This window comes from Kitasatospora sp. NPDC002543 (assembly GCF_053594915.1).
In genome coordinates this window covers 1-20,072 of sequence record NZ_JBSFWR010000132.1, presented here as the reverse complement: position 1 = coordinate 20,072, position 20,072 = coordinate 1, and the positions used below count along the sequence as shown (strand labels likewise).

Here is a 20,072-nt window from a genome sequence, read left to right as displayed (position 1 = left end):
CGGTGAGTTCGGCCAGCAGCACCCGGTGCCGGCCCAGCCGCAGGTCCGCCTCGATCCGCTGGTCCAGCGCGCAGAGCCTGGTCTCCTCCAACCGCATGGCCTCGACGGCGAGTTGACCGCCGACCGGCACATCGGCGAAGGCCGGACCGCGCCACAGCGCGAGCGCCTCGCCGAGCAGTCGGGCCGCCGCCGGGTGGTCCTCGCCGTCCATCGCGCGGTAGCCGGTGCCGGCCAGCCGCTCGAACTCCCGCAGGTCCGTCAGCCCGCCGCCGCTGTTGAGCATGTAGCCGCCCGGCGAGGTCACCAGCACGTCCTTGGCGCAGGACACCCCCCTCTCCGTACCGGCCGCGGCGAGCGCCCGGTCGATGAGATCCCGCAGTTGGAGCACGTACGTCTGCACGGTGGTGCGCGCGCTGCGCGGCGGACGGCCGGACCACAGCTCGTCGGCCAGCACCCCGGCCGGCACCACCTGGTCCGCCCGTAACGCCAGCAGCCCCAGCACCTGCCGCGGCTTCGGTGCCGACGGCACCACCGACACCCCGCACACCCGGACGTCCAACGCCCCGAGCACCCGAATTTCCACGATGACCACCCCAATCACACGGAACGCCGCAGCCACCTCCGCCACGGCCGGCACCCGGGCCGACACCCTGGGTCAACTGGGACCAGTCAAAAACAGGACGAGCGGTTTGTCAATATAAAACCGAACGTGCTGTTTGTTTCTTCCGAGCGCCGCGCCTCGCTCACCCACGGCAGCACCACCGCCACACCGAGCGACCGGGCCCGGGCAAACCAAAGGCGGCGCCGGACCCCGTGGTCCCGTCGCCGCCGGTTCGCCCGCGCCCCGCCCGGATTCCCGCAGGCAGGAGGGCCGGTGAGCCCCCGTCAGCCCACCCCGACCTCCGCCTCGGCGCGCACGGCGCCGGCTTCCCCGCCCCGGGCGCCGTCCGGGTCACCGTCCGAGGAGCCGCCCTCCGCGGCCGCACGGGCGGCCGCCGCCTCGGCGACCACCTGGCTCCCCCGGTTCGGCCCCATCTGCAGCGAACCGAGCACGCCCGGCACCGCGATGCTCGGCATCAGATGCTGGTACAGCGCGGACACCCGCAGCTCCAGGTCCGCCCGGTTGCAGAGCTTCTGGGACTGGATCTGCACCCCCGTCCACGCGGCGACGAGCAGCCACGCGGTGTCCGCCGGCACGACGTGCGGCAGCAGCTCGCCGCGCTCGCCGGCCTCCGTCAGCAGGGTCTCGAAGCGGCTGATCCAGCCGGGAATGGCACCGCCGCCGAGATCGTCGAAGAGGTCCTGCCCCAGCGACAGCCTGGCACCCGCGCTGAGCAGCGGATCGCGCGGCATCAGGTACGCCACCACCATCCCGGTGTCCACGAACTCCTGGAGCTTGCAGCTCCGTTCGGGAACTCCGTCCTGGACGAACTGCTCCTCCACCACGCCCTGCGCCAGATCGCGCTTCGAGGCGAAATGGAAATACACCGCACCGCGCGTCACCCCGGCCCGGGAGACCACCTCGCCGATGGTCGCGCCCTCGTACCCGAACTCGTCGAAGACCGAGGCCGCCGCCTCCAGGATCAGCCGACGTGTCCGGAGCGCCCGTTCCTGCCGTACCACCGAAACCACCCCGCCCTGAGCTCCCGGAAAACAAAACCAAACACCCCGTATCTTAGCTTCGCCCCACCCACCACCGACAAGACGATGCCGAGGAATCCCGCCAACCACTCCCCCTTCCCGCAGCCCGTCAGACCCCGCCGTCCCGTCGGTTGCCGCACGCCCCACCGGCCCTGCCCTGGTGCGCTGCCCGGCCGGACCGGCCCTTCACCCAGAAACCGAACGAACGGTTTCTTCCGGAGGTTCGTCCTCGCACCTCTGCGGCTTCCCGCCTACGTGACCTCCCGGACGGGCCGGTCGTCGCACCGTTTCCGCGGGATTCCTCTACGGAAGCGGACCCGGATGGGGACCTCCGGGAGGGCGACGCCGCCCGGGCCGAGGGCGCGCGGCCTTGTAGCGACCGATACCGTTCGCTACGCTCGCTGTCATGAAGCAGCTGAACGTCCGACTGGACGACACCGCGCACGAGGCCCTGGAGCAGCGCGCGGAGGCCGCCGGAATGAGCCTGCCCGACTACGCGCGCAAGGTGCTGGCCGAGGAGGCGGACGAGCGGCGGGAGCGCTTCCTGACCGCCGCCGCGCACTTCGCCCAGGCCTGGGGTCCGGCCTTCGAGGAGGAGTTCGGGCCGTACCCCCTGAGCACCCGCGCCGCCGGGGCGGACGCCGCGTGATCCTCCGGATCGACCGGGCCTGGCTGCTCGACGTCGCCCACCAGTTCCTGCCGACCGACCCGGACGTCACCGACTACGGCACCCTCGCCGCCGCCGTCGCCCGGCACGCCGACACCGTGATGGAGGTCCCGGTGTACGGGGCCGCGCACCAGCGCGCGGCCGCCCTGATGCACCAGCTGATCCGCGTCCCCGCGCTGGAGTCCGCCAACGAGCACTTCGCCGCCGTGGTCGCCGCCTCCTACCTCAGCGCCTCCGGGGTCGTCGTCACCGCCGAGCCCAAGCAGGCCGTCGAACTGGCCTCCCGCATCCGGGCCGGCGCCGCCGACGTCCGGGAGACCGCGGCCGTGATCCGCACCTGGTACCGCTGAGCGCCCCGCCCCGCGGCTCCCGCGCTCCGGTCGTCCACGCGGGAAGTCGGCCGGTCCGACTTCCCGCGCGGTGCGGCCGGGGCGTAGCGCCCGCGACCACTTCGCCCCCGCAGGGGTCAGTCCCCCGCATCGCCGCCGGGGTCGTCGAGCGGCCAGGTGTCGCGGTCCCGGACGTGGTCGTAGGCCGGAAGCTCGGCGGCCAGGACGTCGAAGTGGAGCAGCGGAGCCCACAGGGCCCGGTCGCCGACGACGTAGAGGCGGCGTTTGGCCCGGCTGGCGGCCACGTTCAGGAGGTGCGGGGTCCCCGCCGCCCAGGCGCGGGCGCCGGGGCGTCCCGCGCCGAGCAGCAGGATCACGACGTCGGCCTCCTTGCCCTGGGCCTTGTGGACGGTGGCGCAGCGTTCGTCGAGGAGTTCGGCCGTCCAGCCGGGAAGCCTGCGGCAGGTCTCGCGGGCCTCGGCGACCAGGGCGCGGAACGGCGCGATGATCCGCAGGCGCTCGACGCCGACGCCGTGGCGGTCGAGCCGCCCCAGGAGGAAGGTGAGGGCCCGGCGGTCGCGTTCGCCCCAGGGGGCGTCGGCGGGGCGCTCGGGGTCCGGGGTGTCGAGCCAGCGGCTCGGGAGGAGGCCCTCGTGCGCGGGGTCGGGGAAGGGCTGGGGGTGGGTGCCGTAAACCATCAGGCCCCCGTAGGCCACCTCGTTGCTGACGGTGAACATCGGCTCCTCGCAACGGCGGTGGACGCGCAGCGGTGAGCCGACCCAGACGGTGTCCTCCTCTCCGCCGGTGGGGGCGGGCAGGTAGGTGCCGTAGCGGTTGACGCGGTCGGCGACGGCCTGGGCGGAGGTCGCCGAGGGCAGCCACTCCTCGTCGACCCCGTGGGCGAGCAGGAGCCGGCGCTGCAGGGCGGTCGGCATGGTGACCACGGGTTCGAGCTGCAGCGGGTCACCGACGAGGACGGCCCGACGGGCGCGCCACAGGGCGCCGACCGCGGCCTGCGGGGTGGCCTGGCCCGCCTCGTCGACGAGGATCCAGCCGATGGAACCCCGGCCGAGGCGGGCGAACATGCTGCCGATGGAGGAGAAGGTGGTGGAGACCACCGGGACGAGGAGGAAGAGGGTCTGCCAGGCCTGCAGGACCTGCTCGTCGGGGACGGGCCCACCGCCGCCCGCCATCAGCTCCACCAGGACCTGGAGGTTGCCGCGCACCCGCTTCGCGGTGTTGGCGACCAGGGCGCGGTGCAGGTCGAGGGCACGCAGGAACAGGTCACTGCGGGCGGTGCTCCAGGCCTCGTCGGACCAGGGGGCGCCCAGTTCCTGCGCCTGGTCGGTGAGGTCCGGCCAGTCGAGCGGCAGGGAGGGGAGGCCGACGGCGGCCGCGCGCAGGCCCCGGTGGGCGGCGTCGAGTTCGGCGGTGGCGCGTTCCAGCTCGCGCCGGGCGGCCCAGGCCTCCTGCCCGGCCCGTTCGACCTCCGTACGGGCGGCGGACTCCGCGGCGCGGGCGGCGGACTCGTGCGCCCGGGCGCGGGCGGCGGCCGACTCCGCCTCGGCGACGGCCGCGGCGGACCGGGCGCTCCGGTCGGCCGCGAGGTCCTCGGCCCGGGTGCAGTCGGCGATCCGGTCGTGGGCCTCTTCGAGAGCCGTACGCTGCCGGACCAGCTGGGCGAGGAGCTCCGCCCGGCTGCTCTCGCGGTGCTGCTCGACGGCCTCGCGTTCGGCGCCGCTCCGGAGCAGGCGGCGCAGCCCGGCACGCAGGCCCTGCTGGGCGCCGGGCGGCTCGTCGTGGAGAGCCGTCAGGACGTCGACCTGGCGGCGGTGCTGCTCGCCGGTCTCACGGGCGACGGACAGGGCGGCCCGGGCGTCGGCCAGGGCCTCGCGGGCCCGCGGGACGTACTCCGCCGCGGACCGGTGGGCGGCCTCGGCGGCGCGGGTGACGGCCTCCGCCGCCCCGACGGCCGTACCGGCGGCGGCCAGGCGGGCCCCGGCGGCCGCCGCACGGTCGTCGGCGCGGGTGACGGCGGTGCGCAGCGCCTCCAGCCGGGGGTGCGCCCGACCCGCCCGGACGTCGGCCAGGACCGCGGCGAGGCGGACGCGTTCGGCGCGCAGGCGCTCGACCTCGGCCTGGGCGGCCCGGAAGGCGGCGACGGCCTCCGGCCAGGAGGGGACGGGCTGGGCGGGCGCGGGCTGGGCGGCGGTACCGGCCGTGGCTCCGGTGCCGGCCGCCGTTCTGCTGCCGGCCGCCGTCCTGGGCGGCACCCAGTCACCGAGGACCGCGTTCATGCCGCGCAGCGGCGGGAGGCCCGCCGAGGCCCGGGCGGCGGTCTCGTCCTCGGGCAGCCGGCCCCACCAGAAGCGCTCGCTGAACCTCGTCCGGTTGGACTTGTTGCCGAGCACAGCCGCGACCAGTCCCCAGGCGGGAGCTCCGCCGAGCAGCGCCGAGGCGAGGTCGGAGAAGTGGTCGGGGCCGCCGTGCCAGTGCTCGTCCAGGGCGTCGGCGCCGGGCAGTTCGGCGGTGATGTTCTCCACGGCGCCGTTGTTGGAGGAGGTCACCACGATCTCGCGGCCGGTGAGCCGCGGGTCGAGGGCGGAGACGAAGCGCGCGTGGACGCCCTGGCGGTCCTTGCCCCGCCAGGCACGTCCGACGAACGCCTCCTCGGGCCGTCCGTAGCCCGCCATCACGGCGGCGCGTTCCACCACGAGGGCGGCGACCAGGTCGCGCAGCATGGTGGTCTTGCCGGTGCCGGGCGGGCCGTTGACGGAGAACAGGCCGCCGGCGTCGGTGTCATTGCCGGTTCCGGCTCCGGTGTCGGCTCCGGCTCCGGTGCCGGTGCGGTCGGCCAGCATCCGGTTGACCGCGAACTGCTGGCTGAGCGCGAGCGGGTGGCGCGCCTTCGCGGGCCAGCGCCCCGCCGGGACGAGCGCCGGATGGACGCCCTCCAGGACGGCGGTACGGTCCCCGCGCAGATCGGTGCGGGCACCGACGGGGATGTCCCCGCGGCCGGTCAGATAGGCCTCCAGCGCCGGGCCCAGACCACCGGAACGGCCGTCGTCCAGCGCGGCCCGCACCCGGGCGAGATCCGGCGGCAGCAGGCTGTTCAGGAACGGCTGGGCGGCGGCGGGCTTCGCCTTCGGGTCGCGCGGGCGGTGGACCAGCCGGCTCCGGACCCGGATCGCCCGCGGGTCCAAGTGCTCCTCCACGCCGCAGAGATGGGCGATCTGGGCCGTCAGCGCCACCAGGTCGGCGAGCGCGACCGGGCGGGCGCCGGTGTCCTCCTCCACCCCGTCCACGGACGGCTCCGGCACGGCCTCCCCGTCCGAGCCCTCCTGGCCGTCCGCCCCATCCCCGTCCGGACGGCGGGACGCCGACCACTCGGCGACCCGCCGCACCAGCGGCTCCGTCGCCCCCTGCACGGCAGCCCCGGCCACCTCGCCGAACAGCACGCCGACCGCCGCCACCGCCGCGCCGCCCAGGACCTCCGCGAGCAGCTGCCGCCAGCCGCCCTCCGCCGCGGGCTCCGAGCCCGGCAGGCCCTGGGGCCCCGATGCGTACGGCACCGGCGTCGCGGTCAACCGCCCCACCGCGACCTCGAACGCCTCCCCCAACTCCTCGAACCCGTCCAGCCACCCGACCGCCGACGGCCCCGGGTCGAACAGCCGACCCGTCGCCCAGGCACACGCGGAAACCACCGACGTGTCCTCGACCGGCCGCCCGTGCTCGTCCAGAACGAGCGCGAACATCGCGCTCTTCCCCGACAGCACCAACTCCTCGTCCGGCACCCCCGGATCCGGGTCGGTGCCCTTCGGCAGCACGGCGATCATCGCCCGGCGCAACAGCTCCAGGTCGAACACCCCGCCGTACACCTCGTGCCGCCACACCATCCCGCGCGGCGCCCGCCGCGCCGCCGTCTCCGGATGCTCCGGCGCCCACGGCAACACCGGCGCGGCCCGGCCCGCCGCCGGCGTCACATCGACGACGATGACGTCCGACGCCCGGGGCCGACCCGCCCGACGCTTCCTCGGCACCTCCGGAATCGACGGCGGACCGAACAACTCGACCGCCCGCCAGCACTCCAGCAGGCTCTCCACACGCCCGTCCCCACGCCGCACCCCGCCGCCCCCGCCCGCTCGCACTCAGCCACTTCGTGTGCCGAACAACCGGCGGCAGAATCTACCGGATCCCCAGCGCCACGGAACGGCGGACCTCCCGACTCATGACACGATGTCCCCAGGTCTCGCCACCCCGACGGGCCAACCGCCGCACGCGTACGGCCAGTTCGGCAAAGAAGCGGCAAAGCCGCCGCATCACCGCAGCTCACGAAGGGTCCTCCCCGCACCCGCGGGGGTCAGCCGACGGCGCAGTCGGACAGGACGGCGATGGCGTGGTCCTCCCCGCACCCGCGGGGGTCAGCCGAGGCCGAACCAGTACGGCATCGGGTTCGGCAAGTCCTCCCCGCACCCGCGGGGGTCAGCCGCTGGTCGGCTCCGGCATCGATGATGCGGATTTGTCCTCCCCGCACCCGCGGGGGTCAGCCGGTCTACGTCGTCAACCTGGTCGTCGTAGACCCGCCCCCGCGGGGTCGGCCGGGGTGCCGGCGGTTCAGCCGGCGCGGCCCTCCTTGATGAGTTTCTGGATGGAGTCGGGTACGGCGGCGCCCTGCTGGACGTGGGAGTCGGGTTGGGCCGGGCCGTAGGTGTGGCGGATCGGGAGGATGCCGCCCCAGGCCTTGCCGTGGTTCCAGTTCCAGTCGTCCTGGTTCTCGTGCTCGGGCTGGGTGATCTGGTGCTTCTTCATCCGCACCGTGGCGTTCTCGGTGAGGCTGACGGAGAGGACGCCGACGGTGGGCGAGTGTTTGCCGTCGCTGTCCATCTCGCCGTTCGGGCCGTCCTTGAGCGGGCGGAGTTCGGCCCACCGGCCGGGGATGACCTGGTCGCTGAGGGCCTCGATCGTCTTCCCGCGCTCGGCTTGGGCGACCTTCTTCGCGATTCCGTCGACCGCCACGGAGCGGTAGTTGAGGGAGGTGCTGATCGCGGCTCGTCCGACGACGAGGCCGTCGAGCAGGGTGACGGTCACGCAGACCGGGACTCCGCCCTCGCTCCACAGGTGTTTCAGCGAGGGCGGTGTCGGGTCCGGCCAGTGGATGGAGCCGTGCAGGTAGAGGAGCTTCTGTCCGCCTTCCTCACGGTAGGCGTAGACCATGGGGACGCATTTCGGTCTGATCGCGGCCGGCACGCTGCCAGGTACGGTCTCCAGGTGGGCGACGGTGCAGACGAACCCCTCCTTGAGGATCGCCGCTGACGCCTCCAGGTCCTCCGTCTCCTTCGTCCTCTTGGCGACGGAGGCCGGCATCCGCGGGTCGGCCGGCACCTGCGTGGCCTCGCTCATCCTTCTTCCTTCTCGGCGTCTTCCTGGGCCTTGGCCAGGATGCCCTGTGCCACGCCTTCGGGGTCCTGGCCGTGGAAGGGGCGGTCGAAGAGCCAGTTGTAGAGCATCTCGCGGCAGATCTGCGGCTGGTAGGCGGGGACTTCGTGTCCGGAGTCGGGCAGGGCGACCTGGGTGACGTTGCCGAGGGTGCGGACGAATCCCTTGGGGTGTCCCTGTGCCTGCTGCCAGATCAGCCGTTTGGCCTTGTGCCAGCTGTCGTGCGGCTTCACGATGCCGTCGAGGATCTCCTCGGTGCTCTGGAAGCCGCAGGCGGTGTCGAAGTCCCCGGTGTAGAGGAGGACTTTGTACTTCTCGTTCGCGGTGATGAGTTCGGTGTACAGACCGGAGGCGTCCGCCATGTTGTCGGCCTTCAGATGCTCGGCCACCGGACCGGAGTTGTCCGCACACTGCCAGTCCGCCGTGACGTGCAGGGCGTCCTTGACGGGCCGGCTGTCGAGGTAGGAGGGCAGCGCTCCGATGGACAGCAGGTCGTCCCAGCGCCGTACGTCGTAGGCGTCGAAGTTGCCCCCGTAGGCGAGGACGGCGTTGACGATGCCGTTGCCGAGGTCGGTGGCCTGCTTCAGCTTCTTGGTGTCCTTGTTCTTCTCCCCTTCCTCCAGGACGTCCTTGAACCTGGTGTAGTAGCCGTCCAGGGTGTTCTTCTGGTTCAGGCCGATCAGTCCGGACGCGTAGGCGTAGTCGATCATGACGCGGACCGAGAGTTCGGGCTTGATCCAGCCGTTGCCGACGACGATCCCCTTCAGCGCGACGGGCGTTCGGGGCTTCTTGCGGTTCTCCTGGTGGATCTTCCAGGCGATCGCCGGCACGTACTTGCCCGCGTAGCTCTCGCCGCAGACGTACAGGGGGCAGTTCTTGTACTCCGGGTACGTCGCGAAGAACTGCTGCAGGGCCTCCCAGAACATCCGGGCGAGGGTCTCCTCGTCCTCGACGTACACGCCCTCGGTCTCGCAGTAGCTGTAGCCCGAGCCGATGGGCTGGTCCCAGTAGACGACGTGGGCTTCCTGGTTCCAGGTGTCGGGGCTCACCGAGATCGTCGCGGCGGCGTCGGTGGCGACGCGCAGCGGCCCGTTCTCCATGAACAGCCCGATCAGCGAGGAGGCGCCGGGGCCGCCGTTGAGCCAGATCAACAGTGGTGTGGCGTCGACGAGTTCCTGCTGGGCGTGGGCGTCGACGTTGGGGTCGCAGGTCTGGCTCTCGAAGAACCAGTAGAAGAGGTGGCTCTTCTGCGCGCTGCCCGGGCCGTCGACGTCCGCGTACCCGGCGTAGGAGCGGACCGTCTTCGGGGTGCCCTCGTCGTCCTTCTTCGCCGGGTCCGGGTAGAAGTGGATCGTCTGCGTCGCGGAGTTGTTGGCCGGGATCGCGTACACGGGATTGCGGGACACGGTTCACTCTCCGTTCGGGGCCGTGGGCCAGGTCTCCAGCGGAATGTGCCGGGGGTGGAAGCGACGGAAGTTCTCGAACATGTACTCGGTGTGCTCCTCCTCCTGGAGGATTCCGATGCGCTGGCCCATGAGCAGTTGCAGTGCGGGGAACCGCCCCTTTTCGAAGAGCAGGATGTTCAGCGAGCCGCCGTACTGGAAGAAGCCGATCTCCTCCCCCTTTTCCACTTGGACCGGATTCTTCCCCGGCACGATGTCCCGGAATTTGTCACGGAACCTCACGGAGCCAATCGAGTTGAGGCCCACCGGCACCAGGGCGACGTAGCCGTCCCCGTCCGGTTCTCCGGTGTGGTCGACGTACGGCGTCCTGATGACGGCGTATCCGCGGCGGAAGTCGTCGAACATGCCGTAGTCGAAGCCGTATCCGACGTTCCCCTTGTTGAGCAGGTCGGGGAAGTCCCGCATCCCGTAGTAGACGCCGCCGATGTCGTCACGGGCTTCCACCACCTCGCCGCCGACCGGGGCGTGGTAGCGGTGGTAGGTGTCCGGCATGAGGATGCACGACACGGCCGTGCCACCGATGAAGCGCTGGGCGAAGTCGGAGCCGTCGAGCAGTTCGCCGACGTTCATGGTGACCGTCTTGACGGGGATCGGCGTGTCCGCCGTGAGCTCGTCGACGATCATGTTGATGACGCAGTCGGTCGGGGCGACGACCACGCTGGGGTCGAGCCTGCCGTCGACCGACCGGGCGCCGGGCGCCAGTTCCCTGATGAAGAACTTGTTGAAGGTCGACCAGTCGCCCGGCTCGTAGTCGGCCATCCGCTTCGGCCCGAGCTCGTCGATCCACTGCCGGACGAGGCTCTCGGACGCGGGGTCGTCCATCTGGAGGCCCTGAAGGTTGGTGAAGTCGGCCAGCACGGCCCGACCGGACCCGGTGGTCACGAACTCCATGCCGGTGTCGTTCAGGTAGCTGATCCAGCTGAACTTCTCGATGTAGTCCAGCCCGTCGTGGACGCCCTGCTTCTTGCCCCACGTGTACCAGTCCTCGAAGAACGTGCACAGCTTCTCGATGCCCGCGTTCTGCCAGTCCTCGTAGACCTTTGCCTTCGTGCCTTCCGGGGGCTTCTTCACGGTCTTGATCGCCGCGTCGAACTTCTGCTTGAAGTCGCTCTGCGGGTCGTTGTACAGCTCCCTGACCCGCCTGGTGAATTCGTCGATGGTCTTCGAGGGGGGATCGATGACGTCGGGCACGTCCTGCGTCCTTTCGCGTGCTGGGGTCCGAGGTGCTGCCGCACCTCCACCAGTACGTCCCGGCCCGCCGGTGACTGCGCCCGCGGTTGCTCCGTTCGTCTGGAAACCGCATCCCGACGGCGGTACGCCGTCGCGGGTGGTCGTGGCCCTGACGGCCCGGAGGGGCCGCGGTCCCGCCGGCCGGCCGGGACCCGGGGTCAGCGTGCGTCCGCGAGGAGGAAGTCGAGTAGGATCTGCCGGCTCGTCTGGGAGGTGAGGCTGCCGTACACATCGTCGAACGCGTGGTCGGCGAAGGGCAGTTCCTTCACCTCGACGTCGACGCCCTGCTTCCTCAGCGCGTCGCCGAGGCCGGTGACGGTCTCGGGACGGGCGCTGCGGTCGCGGTCGCCGACGACGAGCAGGGTGCGGGGCAGGCCGGGGCGGACGTCGGAGGTGGGGGAAACCTCGCGGTAGCGGTCCGGGTACTGCTGCGGGGTGCCGCCGGTGTACATCTGCGCCGCCTCGCGGGTCCCGGCCACGTCGTCCTCCCACATCTGCGCGACGTCGGTGCCGGGGTAGAAGCCGATCACGGAGTGCGGGGGCGCCGGGGTGGCGCCCTCGGCGGCCTTGATCGTGCCGTTCTGGAGGCGGTAGGCGGTGTTCATCGCCAGGGTGCCGCCCGCCGACATGCCGCCGAGCGAGATCCGCGCGCCGTCGACGCCGTACGCGTCGGCGTTGCGCTGCACCCAGCCCATGGCGGAGACGAGGTCTTGCGGGGCCTCGTCCCAGGTGGGACGGTCGGGGCCGGCCAGGCGGTAGTCGACGGCGAAGACGGCGACGCCGTGGTCGGCGAGCCAGCGGCCGGTGCCGCGCAGGTCGTTCTTGTCGAAGGTGTGGAAACCGCCGGCGTGGGCGAGCACGACGGCCGGGGTCCGCTTGCCCGGGGCCTTCGCGGGCAGGTACGCGTCCACTCGCAGGGGCTCGCCCCCGGGGCTCGCGAACGTCTCGGTCGCGTCCGGCTTCGCCGCGGGGTAGCCGAGTTCGGTGAACACTTCGAGATCCATGACCGCACTCCCTCAGTTCTCTGTCCTGCTCTGCCGATGTGCACTGCCGACTGGGGCCGTCAGCCGGTCGCCGCGCGGCGGTCCGACCAGGCTCGCCAGAGTCCGGCGTAGCGGCCGTCGGCCGCGAGCAGTTCGTCGTGGGTCCCCTGTTCGGTGACGACTCCGTCGTCCATCACGAGGATGCGGTCGGCCGACCGCGCCTGGGCCAGCCGATGTGCCACCACGAGTGCGGTACGGCCTCGCATCACCGCTTCGGCAGCCTTCTCCAGCAGGAGGGCGCCCGCCGACCCGGCCTCCGCGGTGGCCTCGTCCAGCACGACGAACCACGGGTCACTCAACACGATGCGGGCCAGAGCGAGTTGCTGGATCCGGTCCGGTGTCAGGTGATGCCCCTGGTCGCCGATGACCGTGTCCAGGCCGCCGGGAAGCGCCATGACCCAGCGGTCGGCCAGCACCACGGTCAGGGCGTGCCGGACCTCGTCGTCCGAAGCCCCGGGCCTCACCAGTGTGAGCGATTCCCGCACGGTCCCGGCGAAGACGTGTACGTCCTGGGTCACCAGGAAGACCCCCGGGCCCGCCCCGCTCCGATCGGGGCCGTAGGGAACGCCGGCCGCCGTCACCGTGCCCCGCGTCGGCCGGAGCACCCCGGCGGCGATCGCGCCCAACGTCGTCTTGCCGGCTCCGGTGGCACCGACGAGAGCGACCCGCTCACCGGCGGCGATCCGCAGGTCGACATCGCGCAGGACCGGTTTGCCCGGCACGTACTCGTGGCTGATCCCCGAGAGGACGACGTCCCCCGGCCTGGTGGCCGAACGGGGCTCAGGGGCGGCCGGCATCGTCGCGATGCCGACGAGCCGTGCCAGCGAGGAGCCGATCGCCTGGAACTGGTCGAAGGTGAAGAGCAGTCCTCCGAGGGGAGTGAAGAGGCGGAGGAAGTACAGCGCTGCGGCCGTGACGGCGCCGACGGTGGTGAGGTCGTGGTGCACGAGGAGGAACCCGAGACCGAGGATGACGGCCAGTCCGAAGAACTCCGCCAGGTTGTTCCGGTTCAGGAAGCGGAGCGTGAGCCGGTACACGGAGACCGACACACCGACGGCACCGTTCGAGGCGTCCTCGATCCTCCGGAGCAGTCCGCCCCCGAGCCCGAAGGCTCGGGCCGTCGGAGCCGCGTCGAGGCCCACGAGGAGCGCCTCGGCGCGCTCTCCCTGCGCGACCTTCTGCTCCCGGTACAACCGCTCGGAGCGCGGCAGGAACCACCTCAGTCCGACGGCGTACAGCGGGGTCGCCATGAGCATGGCCAGCCCCAGACGCCAGTCCAGGGCCAGCACACCCACAGAGGTGAACGCAACGGTGACGGCCGAGTTCAGAACGATCGGTACGACGTGGTTCAGCCCTTCCGACACGGTCCGCACGTCGTCGGACAGCCGGGAGAGCAGGTCTCCGGTGCCGGCCCGCTCGATCCGGTCCGCGGGCAGGTGCAGCGCCCGGACGAGCACGCGCTCCCGCAACTCGGCCAGGGCCGGCTCCCCCGCCCGCGCCAGCGCGGCCACCGCCAGGCCTCCGAGCAGCGCGGACGCCACCGTCGCGGCAGCGATGACCAGCGCTGAGGAGACGATGGTGTCCCGGCCCGCCCGGATGTCATCGACGATCGTTCCCAGGATCCAGGGCGCCACGAGGCCGGAGGCGCTCCCCAGCACGATCGCGACGGCCGTGGTCACGGTCGCCCGCCGGCTGCCGTTGCCCCATGCCATGCGGCCGAGGAAGGCGAGGGTCTCCCGTTGGGTTCCGATCGGCAGCAGGTCCCGGCTCACCGCAGCACCAGCTCCTGGTAGGCGGGCCTGCCGAGCAGTTCCTGGTGGGTGCCCTCCTCGACGACACGGCCGCCCGCCACGAACACCACGCGCTCCGCCTGCGCGAGCAGTGCGGGGCTCGTGGTGATGATCCACGTGACGCGCTTGCTCGCCGAGCCGTGGCGCAGGGCGCTGATTCCGCGGGCGATGTGCTGTTCGGTGACCGCGTCCACCGCGGTGGTCGGGTTGTCGAGCAGCAGGGCCGGAGGATCGGCCGCCAGCGCTCTGGCCAGAGCGATCCTCTGCCGTTGGCCGCCGGAATAGGTCGCCCCCGAGGGTGTCACCCGCTGGTCCAGGCCCTTCTCGTCGAGATTGGTGATGTCCTGTGCCGAGGCCGCATCGAGGATGTCCAGGAGTGCGGCGTCGCTGTGCCGGCTGTCCGGGTCGAGGTTGCTGCGCAACGTTCCTTCCAGGAGTTCGGTGTGGTGGGGGTTCACCAAACGGCGCTGGGCGCGTGCTCGCAGGCTCAGGTCGCCGATCGCGACGCCGTCGAGCAGGACCTCACCGGTGATGTCCGCGCCGTGTGTCTCACCGGTGAGCAGGCCCACGAGGGTCTGGGTGGCTGCCGGGTCGTCCACGACCAGGCAGAGCAGTTCACCCGGCCGGGAGGCGAGGGTGAACCCGTTCAGGGCACCGGCGGTCACGTTGTCGAGGGAGACTGCCGGGACCTGGCCGAGCGGCGGCTCCGCGAAGCCATCGGCCAACAGGGGCGGCGCGTGCAGGAAGTCGACGATCCGGGACGCCGAGGCGTACGCGGCCGCGATGTTCGCGCCGATCCGGCCGAGGGCCTGGACGGGCACCGCGAGGAACTGGGTGAGGCCGACGATGGCGACCAGCTGTCCGACGGTGATGGCGCCTTCCAGCGCCCGTTTGCCCGCGAGCAGGGTGACGCCGGCCAGGAAAAGGCCGCTGAGCACGGTGGTGACGCCCTCCAGGACGCCGTGGGAGCCGGCGAGCCGGATACCGGCCGCTCTGGCGGCCTGGCTCCGCACCCGGTAGCGTGCGGCGGCTTCGTCCTCCGCACCGATACCCTTGAGGACCCGCATTCCGCGCACCAGGTCCGCCGCCGTGCCGCTGCTTCTGGCGATCTCCGTGCGCTGGTCGCGGTCGCGGCGGGACAGCACGGGCGTGACGAACTGGATGATCCCCAGCACGAGCGGTACGCCGAGCAGCACCGCGAGCCCGATCGCGATGTCGATGCGCAACAGGACGGCGGCGCTCACCAGCACCGCGACCGCTGAGGCGAACGTATTGCCCATGGACCGGGTCAGGCCGCCCACACTCGCCGTGTCGACGGTGGCCAGGGAGAGGGTGCCGCCGGAGAGGGTACCGGTGCGTGCACCGAGCGGCCGCAGTACGTGGTGGGCGATCTCGCCCCGGAGCCGGTGGTTCTCCCGCTGATCGATCCGGAACGCGTCCGCGGCACCCCAGCGGTAGGTGAACATCAGCGAGGCGAACACCCCGGCCAGCACGCTCCCCCACAGGGCGAGGGTGGTGACGCTCCCCCCTGCCACCGCATGGTCGATGACCAGGCCGACCACCACCGGCACCATCGCCTCGGACAGCTGCCACGCCGCCAGCAGGCCGAAGGAGCGCGCCACACCGGCTCTGTTGCGGCGGATCCCCCGGAGCAACAGCTGCCGCGCGGAAGCGGGGACCGGGGCGGCCCCGGTCCGGTCCGGGGCGTCGGTGGTCGACGCCGTCATGGTGGCGGACCGCTTCGCGCGATGATGCTCAACTTCTCCACACCTCCGTGTGTCGACAAGGGAACGCGGCGCCCGGTTGTGACGTCCGGCCGCCATTTCGGGAATCGGGGCAGCCGACCGGCCGGTGTGCCACGAGCAGCGCCTGGTTGACGTCCTCCTGGTCGTCCTCGCAGCTCCCGCTGAGCAGGACGCGGTCGTGGGGATTCGGGTCAGCGCAGCGCCGCCCGCTCAAAGCAGCCTTTCAGCCGCATCACGGGTTCCTCCCGTGATGCCTTCGTCAGCCCGTCCTCGGATGTTCGCCCTCGAAACAATGCGTGCGCGCCTGCCCCGAGAGGTGAAGCTTCGTACACACCCGGCCACTCGAGACTTCCAGTGCGGACACCATTCCCGAACTGACGAGATCGCCACTTCGACCCACCGGGAGGCTCAGCGCCCGCACACCATCACTTCATCCCATCCGTCGCTACGTCAAGCTCCTTGCCTGATGAACGACTTCATGGACCGATGGGACAAATCGCCTCATAGATCGGCAGATTCACCCCAGTGCGGCCCCGATGATCTCGACACGGTCGCCTCTCAGTGCAATGTGACGTACCATCGAATCCCGTGACGACGCGTCACATCCATGTCAGCCAGGTCACGGATCCACCGACCGATGCCCCGCCCGGGCTGCACATCCAGCTCTTCAAGAAATCGTCAGCCGACAGCCCGGAAAGAAGTGCTCACGCCATCCGAAACCCGCGCGAGGCGAACCCGCCCTACGATCGCTTCCGATTCCCGGTGAATTCCGCGCCACCTTCAGCCACCCCGGGGGTTCCGACACACAGTCAGGAGAGATGTGACGTGGCAGAGCTGAACGGCCGCCTGGCGGCACTGTGGACCGAACTCCCCAGGTGTGAAGAAGTCACCGCGGACACGGACTTCTTCACCTGCGGCGGCACGTCGATCGTGGCCGTGTACCTCGCGGCCGAGATCCAGGAGAACCTCCGGGTCGAAGTCGACGCGGCCGAGGTCATCACCCATCCCACGTTCGGCGCCCTCGCCTCGCTCGTCAACGAGCGGCTGCTGGAGGAGGCGGCCTGAGGCTTCGCAGCGGCCGCCGTCACTGGCACAGCGTTCGGCCGGCCGGCCGAGGAGCACGCAACTGCTTCCCAGCACCTTCCTCATCGGGTCCGGCACGGGCAACGATCGGCGCCGCCCTGGGGCTTGCCACACGCACAGCCGCGACGCGGCGGCCGGATCCGGGCAGCAGGCCAGGACCAGCGCGTGTCCCGACCTCTCCTGGAACATCCGGAGGACCCGTCCTGTCGCAGCCTCCCCATCGGCAGCGGCCCCCACGACACGGGCCGTCCTGACAGGACACGGTCGGCACCGAACTCCGGGACCATCAGGACGTCGGTGCCGCTGCGAACGCCACCGCCCTCCCCGTGCCGGGCGACAGGGCCGACGCCCACACCCGGCGACCCTCCGGCCGGACCGCCACCTGCACCGGCACCACCGTGCTCGCGGACGGCCCTCGGCCCCGGTGCGGGCTGCCGCACCGGGGCCGAGGGGCGTTCACGTTACTTCGGTGCCTTGCGGCAGGCGTCCGCCGCGGTGACGGCGGGAACGTAGTCGTCCCGCATGAGGTGGTAGCAGTCCTTGAACGCCGCTTCGCCTCCGCCCGCGGCGGTCTTGCAGGCGTCCTCCACGAGTTCCTTGGTGGCGTTCGACTCCCTGTTCGTCACGTGACTGGTGCACCCCTGCACGGTCGCGCTCGCGGCGGGGGCCGCGGCGACGAGCCCACCCAGGGCGATGGAGAGGGTGCCGCCAGTGGCAGCGATACGTCGGGCCAGCCTCATGGTGATCAGATCTTTCCGGGAAAGGTGACTTGACGGGTCGAAGAGGGCGTAGTCCACCCAAAGGTGCCGACCCGGGACATGTTCTACCGAACCGTCGGCGTCGCCTGTCCGGATGCCGCGCCGATACCCGGCCGGGATCACTCGAATTTGCGAGCCGGGAGGCGGAGGATTGACGGAGCGTCCTGGGACCCGCCGGCGGTGAGGTGCCGCGGCCGGAGTGCGGGGCCGACAGCGCGACGGCCACCGCGGAGCCGAGGACTTCCCCGTCACGATCGTCGGCGCACGGGACGGCTGTCCGGCGGGGCCGTGCCGGGCGGCCGGCTTCACCCGCCTCCACGAGGGCGGGGAGTCGACGCCGAGGCCGGCACCTGCGCCCCGGTTGGAGTCCTTCGGTCAAAACGCAGGTGGCGCCGCGGGAGCGGCGCCACCTGTGGCCGGCTGTTCAGTTGTTCATCGTCGGGTCAGCTGTGACGGCCCGGCCTGCGGTAGGCGACGAAGCAGAGGGTGCCGCCGCCGAGGACGGCGATGGCTCCCAGGACGGAGACGAGCGTGTTCGAGGAGGAGGCGCCGGTGTGCGGCAGGGTGCCGCTCGGCGACGCGGTCGGGTGGTGGGTCGGGCTGTGCGACGGGGGCCCGGAGTGTGTCCCGGACGGCGTCGGTGTCGGGGAGTTGGTCGGACTCGGTGACGCGGTCGGGCTCGGTGACGCGGTCGGGGACGGGGAGGCGGTGGGCGAGGGGGAAGTGCTCTGGGGGGTGACGCCCATGTCGAGGTCGAGGACGTGCTGGCCGCCGGAGACGGTCACGGACCGGGTGATCCCGGTGACCGGGTCGGCGGAGGACTGCTTGGTCGGGTCGGTGCCCTGGGACTGCTTGGACACCTTGGCGCCCTTGGGCAGGGTCGAGAGGTCGAACTGCACCTGGTAGGTGCCGTCCGGGAGGCTGTCGAACAGGTAGCGGCCGGTGGAGTCGGTGACGGTGCTGATCGGCTTGCCGTCGGCGTTCAGCACCGGCTTGCCGCTGCCGTCCAGGAGGTTGACCTTCACGCCCGCCACGCCGGTGTCATTGCCCTGCTGGATGCCGGAGTCGTTCTTGTCGAGCCAGACGAAGTCACCGATCGAGTTGACCGGCTTCGGCGCTTCGACGATGCCCATGTCGAGGTCGAGGATGCGCTGGCCGCCGGAGACGGTCACGGACCGGGTGATCCCGGTGACCGGGTCGGCGGAGGACTGCTTGGCGGGGTCGGTGCCCTGGGACTGCTTGGACACCGAGGCGCCCGGCGGCAGCGTCAGCAGGTCGAACTGCACCTGGTAGCTGCCGTCGGGGAGGTTGTCGAACAGGTACTTGCCGTCGGCGTCGGTGACGGTGCTGATCGGCTTGCCATTGGCGTCGAGGACGGGCTTGCCGTTGCCGTCCAGGAGGTTGACCTGGATGCCCTGGACGCCGATGTCGTTGCCCTGCTGGACGCCCGACTGGTTCTGGTCGAGCCAGACGAAGTCACCGATCGCGTTGTTGTTCTTCGGCGGCTCGACGATGCCCATGTCGAGGTCGAGGACGTGCTGGCCGCCGGAGACGGTCACGGACCGGGTGATCCCGGTGGCCGGGTCGGCGGAGGACTGCTTGGCGGGGTCGGTGCCCTGGGACTGCTTGGACACCGAGGCGCCCGGCGGCAGCGTCAGCAGGTCGAACTGCACCTGGTAGCTGCCGTCCGGAAGGCTGTCGAACAGGTACTTGCCGTCGGCGTCGGTGACGGTGCTGATCGGCTTGCCGTCGGCGTTCAGCACCGGCTTGCCGTTGCCGTCCAGGAGGTTGACCTTCACCCCCGCCACGCCGGTGTCGTCGCCCTGCTGGATGCCGGAGTCGTTCCGGTCCAGCCAGACGAAGTCACCGATCGAGTTGACCGGCTTCGGCGCTTCGACGATGCCCATGTCGAGGTCGAGGCTGCGCTGGCCGCCGGAGACCGTCACCGACCGGGTGACCCCGGTGACCGGGTCGGCGGAGGACTGCTTGGTCGGGTCGGTGCCCTGGGACTGCTTGGACACCGAGGCGCCCGGCGGCAGCGTCACCAGGTCGAACTGCACCTGGTAGCTGCCGTCCGGCAGGCCGTCGAACAGGTACCGGCCGTTGGCGTCGGTGACCGTGGTGATCGGCTTGCCGTCGGCGTCCAGCACCGGCTTGCCGCTGCCGTCCAGGAGGTTGACCCGGATGCCCTGGACGCCGATGTCGTTGCCCTGCTGGACGCCCGACTGGTTCTGGTCGAGCCAGACGAAGTCACCGATCGCGTTGTTGTTCCTGGGCGGCTCGACGATGCCCATGTCGAGGTCGAGGATGCGCTGGCCGCCGGAGACGGTCACCGGCTGGGTGCGTCCGGTGTCCGGGTCGGCGGAGGACTGCTTGGTCGGGTCGGTGCCCTGGCGCTGCTTGGACACCTTGGCGCCCGGCGGCAGGGTCGACAGGTCGAACTGGACCTCGTAGGTGCCGTCGGGCAGGTTGTCGAACAGGTACTTGCCGTTGGCGTCGGTGACCGCGGTGACGGGCTTGCCGTCCTTGTCGCGGATGAGCTGGCCGTTGCCGTCCAGCAGGTTGACCGTCACGCCCGCGACGCCGGTGTCGTTGCCCTGCTGGACGCCGGAGTCGTTCTTGTCGAGCCAGACGAAGTCGCCGATCGCGTTGTTGGAGGGCGTGACGCGTTTGACGGCGACGCCGACCTTGGCGGGTTCGGCGGGCAGTAGCTGGCGGCCGGCATTGTCGGTGGCGGTGTAGGCGAAGCTGTTCCAGGCGTAGTCGCCCTCGGGGGCGTCGTAGGAGGCGACCATCGGCCAGGTGAGGGTGAAGGACTCGCCGGGGGCCATGGCGCCGGGGCGGTGGATGCGGAACCAGGTGGCCGTGCCCGGGCCGGGGAAGGTCG

14 protein-coding genes are annotated in these 20,072 nt (G+C 71.5%); 3 read left to right on the top strand and 11 right to left on the bottom strand.

The genetic code is table 11. The features are described 5' to 3' along the window. Window positions 1-583: AfsR/SARP family transcriptional regulator (locus ACWD4P_RS34355; protein ID WP_449782327.1), on the bottom strand; the 583-nt coding region annotated here is incomplete at its 3' end. 302 nt (window positions 584-885) lie between these two features. Next, window positions 886-1,623 (bottom strand): ScbR family autoregulator-binding transcription factor, encoded by a 738-nt coding sequence (locus ACWD4P_RS34350; RefSeq protein ID WP_449782326.1) that lies wholly within the window; start codon window positions 1,621-1,623, stop codon window positions 886-888. A gap of 424 nt (window positions 1,624-2,047) precedes the next feature. Here ACWD4P_RS34350 and ACWD4P_RS34345 point away from each other — a divergent pair, with 424 nt between their 5' ends. Together ACWD4P_RS34345 and ACWD4P_RS34340 are read left to right on the top strand one after the other, a co-directional pair. Next, a complete protein-coding gene (locus tag ACWD4P_RS34345) occupies window positions 2,048-2,290 on the top strand; it encodes a plasmid mobilization protein (protein ID WP_449782325.1) in 243 nt (80 codons plus the stop codon). Further along, complete coding sequence (locus ACWD4P_RS34340) at window positions 2,287-2,658, top strand: fic family toxin-antitoxin system, toxin component (protein WP_359825705.1); 372 nt, start codon at window positions 2,287-2,289, stop codon at window positions 2,656-2,658. Before ACWD4P_RS34345 ends, ACWD4P_RS34340 begins: the two co-directional genes overlap by 4 nt. A 116-nt stretch (window positions 2,659-2,774) precedes the next feature. Here ACWD4P_RS34340 and ACWD4P_RS34335 read toward each other — a convergent pair whose 3' ends face one another. The 7 genes from ACWD4P_RS34335 to ACWD4P_RS34305 all read right to left on the bottom strand — a co-directional run bounded on the left by ACWD4P_RS34335 (window position 2,775) and on the right by ACWD4P_RS34305 (window position 15,221). Continuing rightward, window positions 2,775-6,620, bottom strand: a complete 3,846-nt coding sequence (locus tag ACWD4P_RS34335; RefSeq protein WP_449782324.1) for a DEAD/DEAH box helicase — start codon at window positions 6,618-6,620, stop codon at window positions 2,775-2,777. A gap of 631 nt (window positions 6,621-7,251) precedes the next feature. Beyond that, entirely contained in the window at window positions 7,252-8,037 is a 786-nt protein-coding gene (locus ACWD4P_RS34330; RefSeq protein WP_449782323.1) for a pyridoxamine 5'-phosphate oxidase family protein, read from the bottom strand. Beyond that, on the bottom strand, window positions 8,034-9,479 hold the full coding sequence (locus tag ACWD4P_RS34325; protein ID WP_449782322.1) for a S10 family serine carboxypeptidase-like protein: 1,446 nt from the start codon (window positions 9,477-9,479) through the stop codon (window positions 8,034-8,036). The genes ACWD4P_RS34330 and ACWD4P_RS34325 overlap by 4 nt, the downstream gene beginning before the upstream one ends. 3 nt (window positions 9,480-9,482) lie before the next feature. After that, window positions 9,483-10,727, bottom strand: coding sequence for a phosphatidylserine decarboxylase (locus ACWD4P_RS34320; protein ID WP_449782321.1), 1,245 nt, complete (start codon window positions 10,725-10,727; stop codon window positions 9,483-9,485). 197 nt (window positions 10,728-10,924) lie between these two features. After that, the gene (locus ACWD4P_RS34315; RefSeq protein WP_449782320.1) at window positions 10,925-11,770 is read right to left on the bottom strand and encodes an alpha/beta hydrolase; all 846 of its coding nucleotides are present in this window, start codon (window positions 11,768-11,770) and stop codon (window positions 10,925-10,927) included. A gap of 59 nt (window positions 11,771-11,829) precedes the next feature. Continuing rightward, a complete protein-coding gene (locus ACWD4P_RS34310) occupies window positions 11,830-13,581 on the bottom strand; it encodes an ABC transporter ATP-binding protein (protein WP_449782319.1) in 1,752 nt (583 codons plus the stop codon). Next, window positions 13,578-15,221, bottom strand: coding sequence for an ABC transporter transmembrane domain-containing protein (locus ACWD4P_RS34305; protein WP_449782318.1), 1,644 nt, complete (start codon window positions 15,219-15,221; stop codon window positions 13,578-13,580). Before ACWD4P_RS34305 ends, ACWD4P_RS34310 begins: the two co-directional genes overlap by 4 nt. A 948-nt stretch (window positions 15,222-16,169) precedes the next feature. Here ACWD4P_RS34305 and ACWD4P_RS34300 point away from each other — a divergent pair. Then, window positions 16,170-16,409 carry a phosphopantetheine-binding protein gene (locus ACWD4P_RS34300; protein WP_449782317.1) on the top strand — a complete coding sequence of 80 codons (240 nt, stop codon included), beginning with the start codon at window positions 16,170-16,172 and terminating at the stop codon, window positions 16,407-16,409. Window positions 16,410-16,888: 479 nt separating this feature from the next. Here the strand turns inward: ACWD4P_RS34300 and ACWD4P_RS34295 are convergent, their stop codons facing one another. Further along, window positions 16,889-17,053: a hypothetical protein gene (locus tag ACWD4P_RS34295; protein ID WP_449782316.1), complete on the bottom strand. Its 165-nt coding sequence runs from the start codon at window positions 17,051-17,053 to the stop codon at window positions 16,889-16,891. 575 nt (window positions 17,054-17,628) lie between these two features. Further along, on the bottom strand, window positions 17,629-20,072 hold a 2,444-nt coding region (locus ACWD4P_RS34290), incomplete at its 5' end, for an SdrD B-like domain-containing protein (RefSeq protein ID WP_449782315.1).

What these genes read in the sequence shown, in the direction of transcription:
- ACWD4P_RS34345 (WP_449782325.1), top strand. Translation starts at nt 2,048, where the DNA reads ATGAAGCAGCTGAACGTCCGACTGGACGACACCGCGCACGAGGCCCTG.
- ACWD4P_RS34330 (WP_449782323.1), bottom strand. Translation starts at nt 8,037, where the DNA reads ATGAGCGAGGCCACGCAGGTGCCGGCCGACCCGCGGATGCCGGCCTCC.
- ACWD4P_RS34315 (WP_449782320.1), bottom strand. Translation starts at nt 11,770, where the DNA reads ATGGATCTCGAAGTGTTCACCGAACTCGGCTACCCCGCGGCGAAGCCG.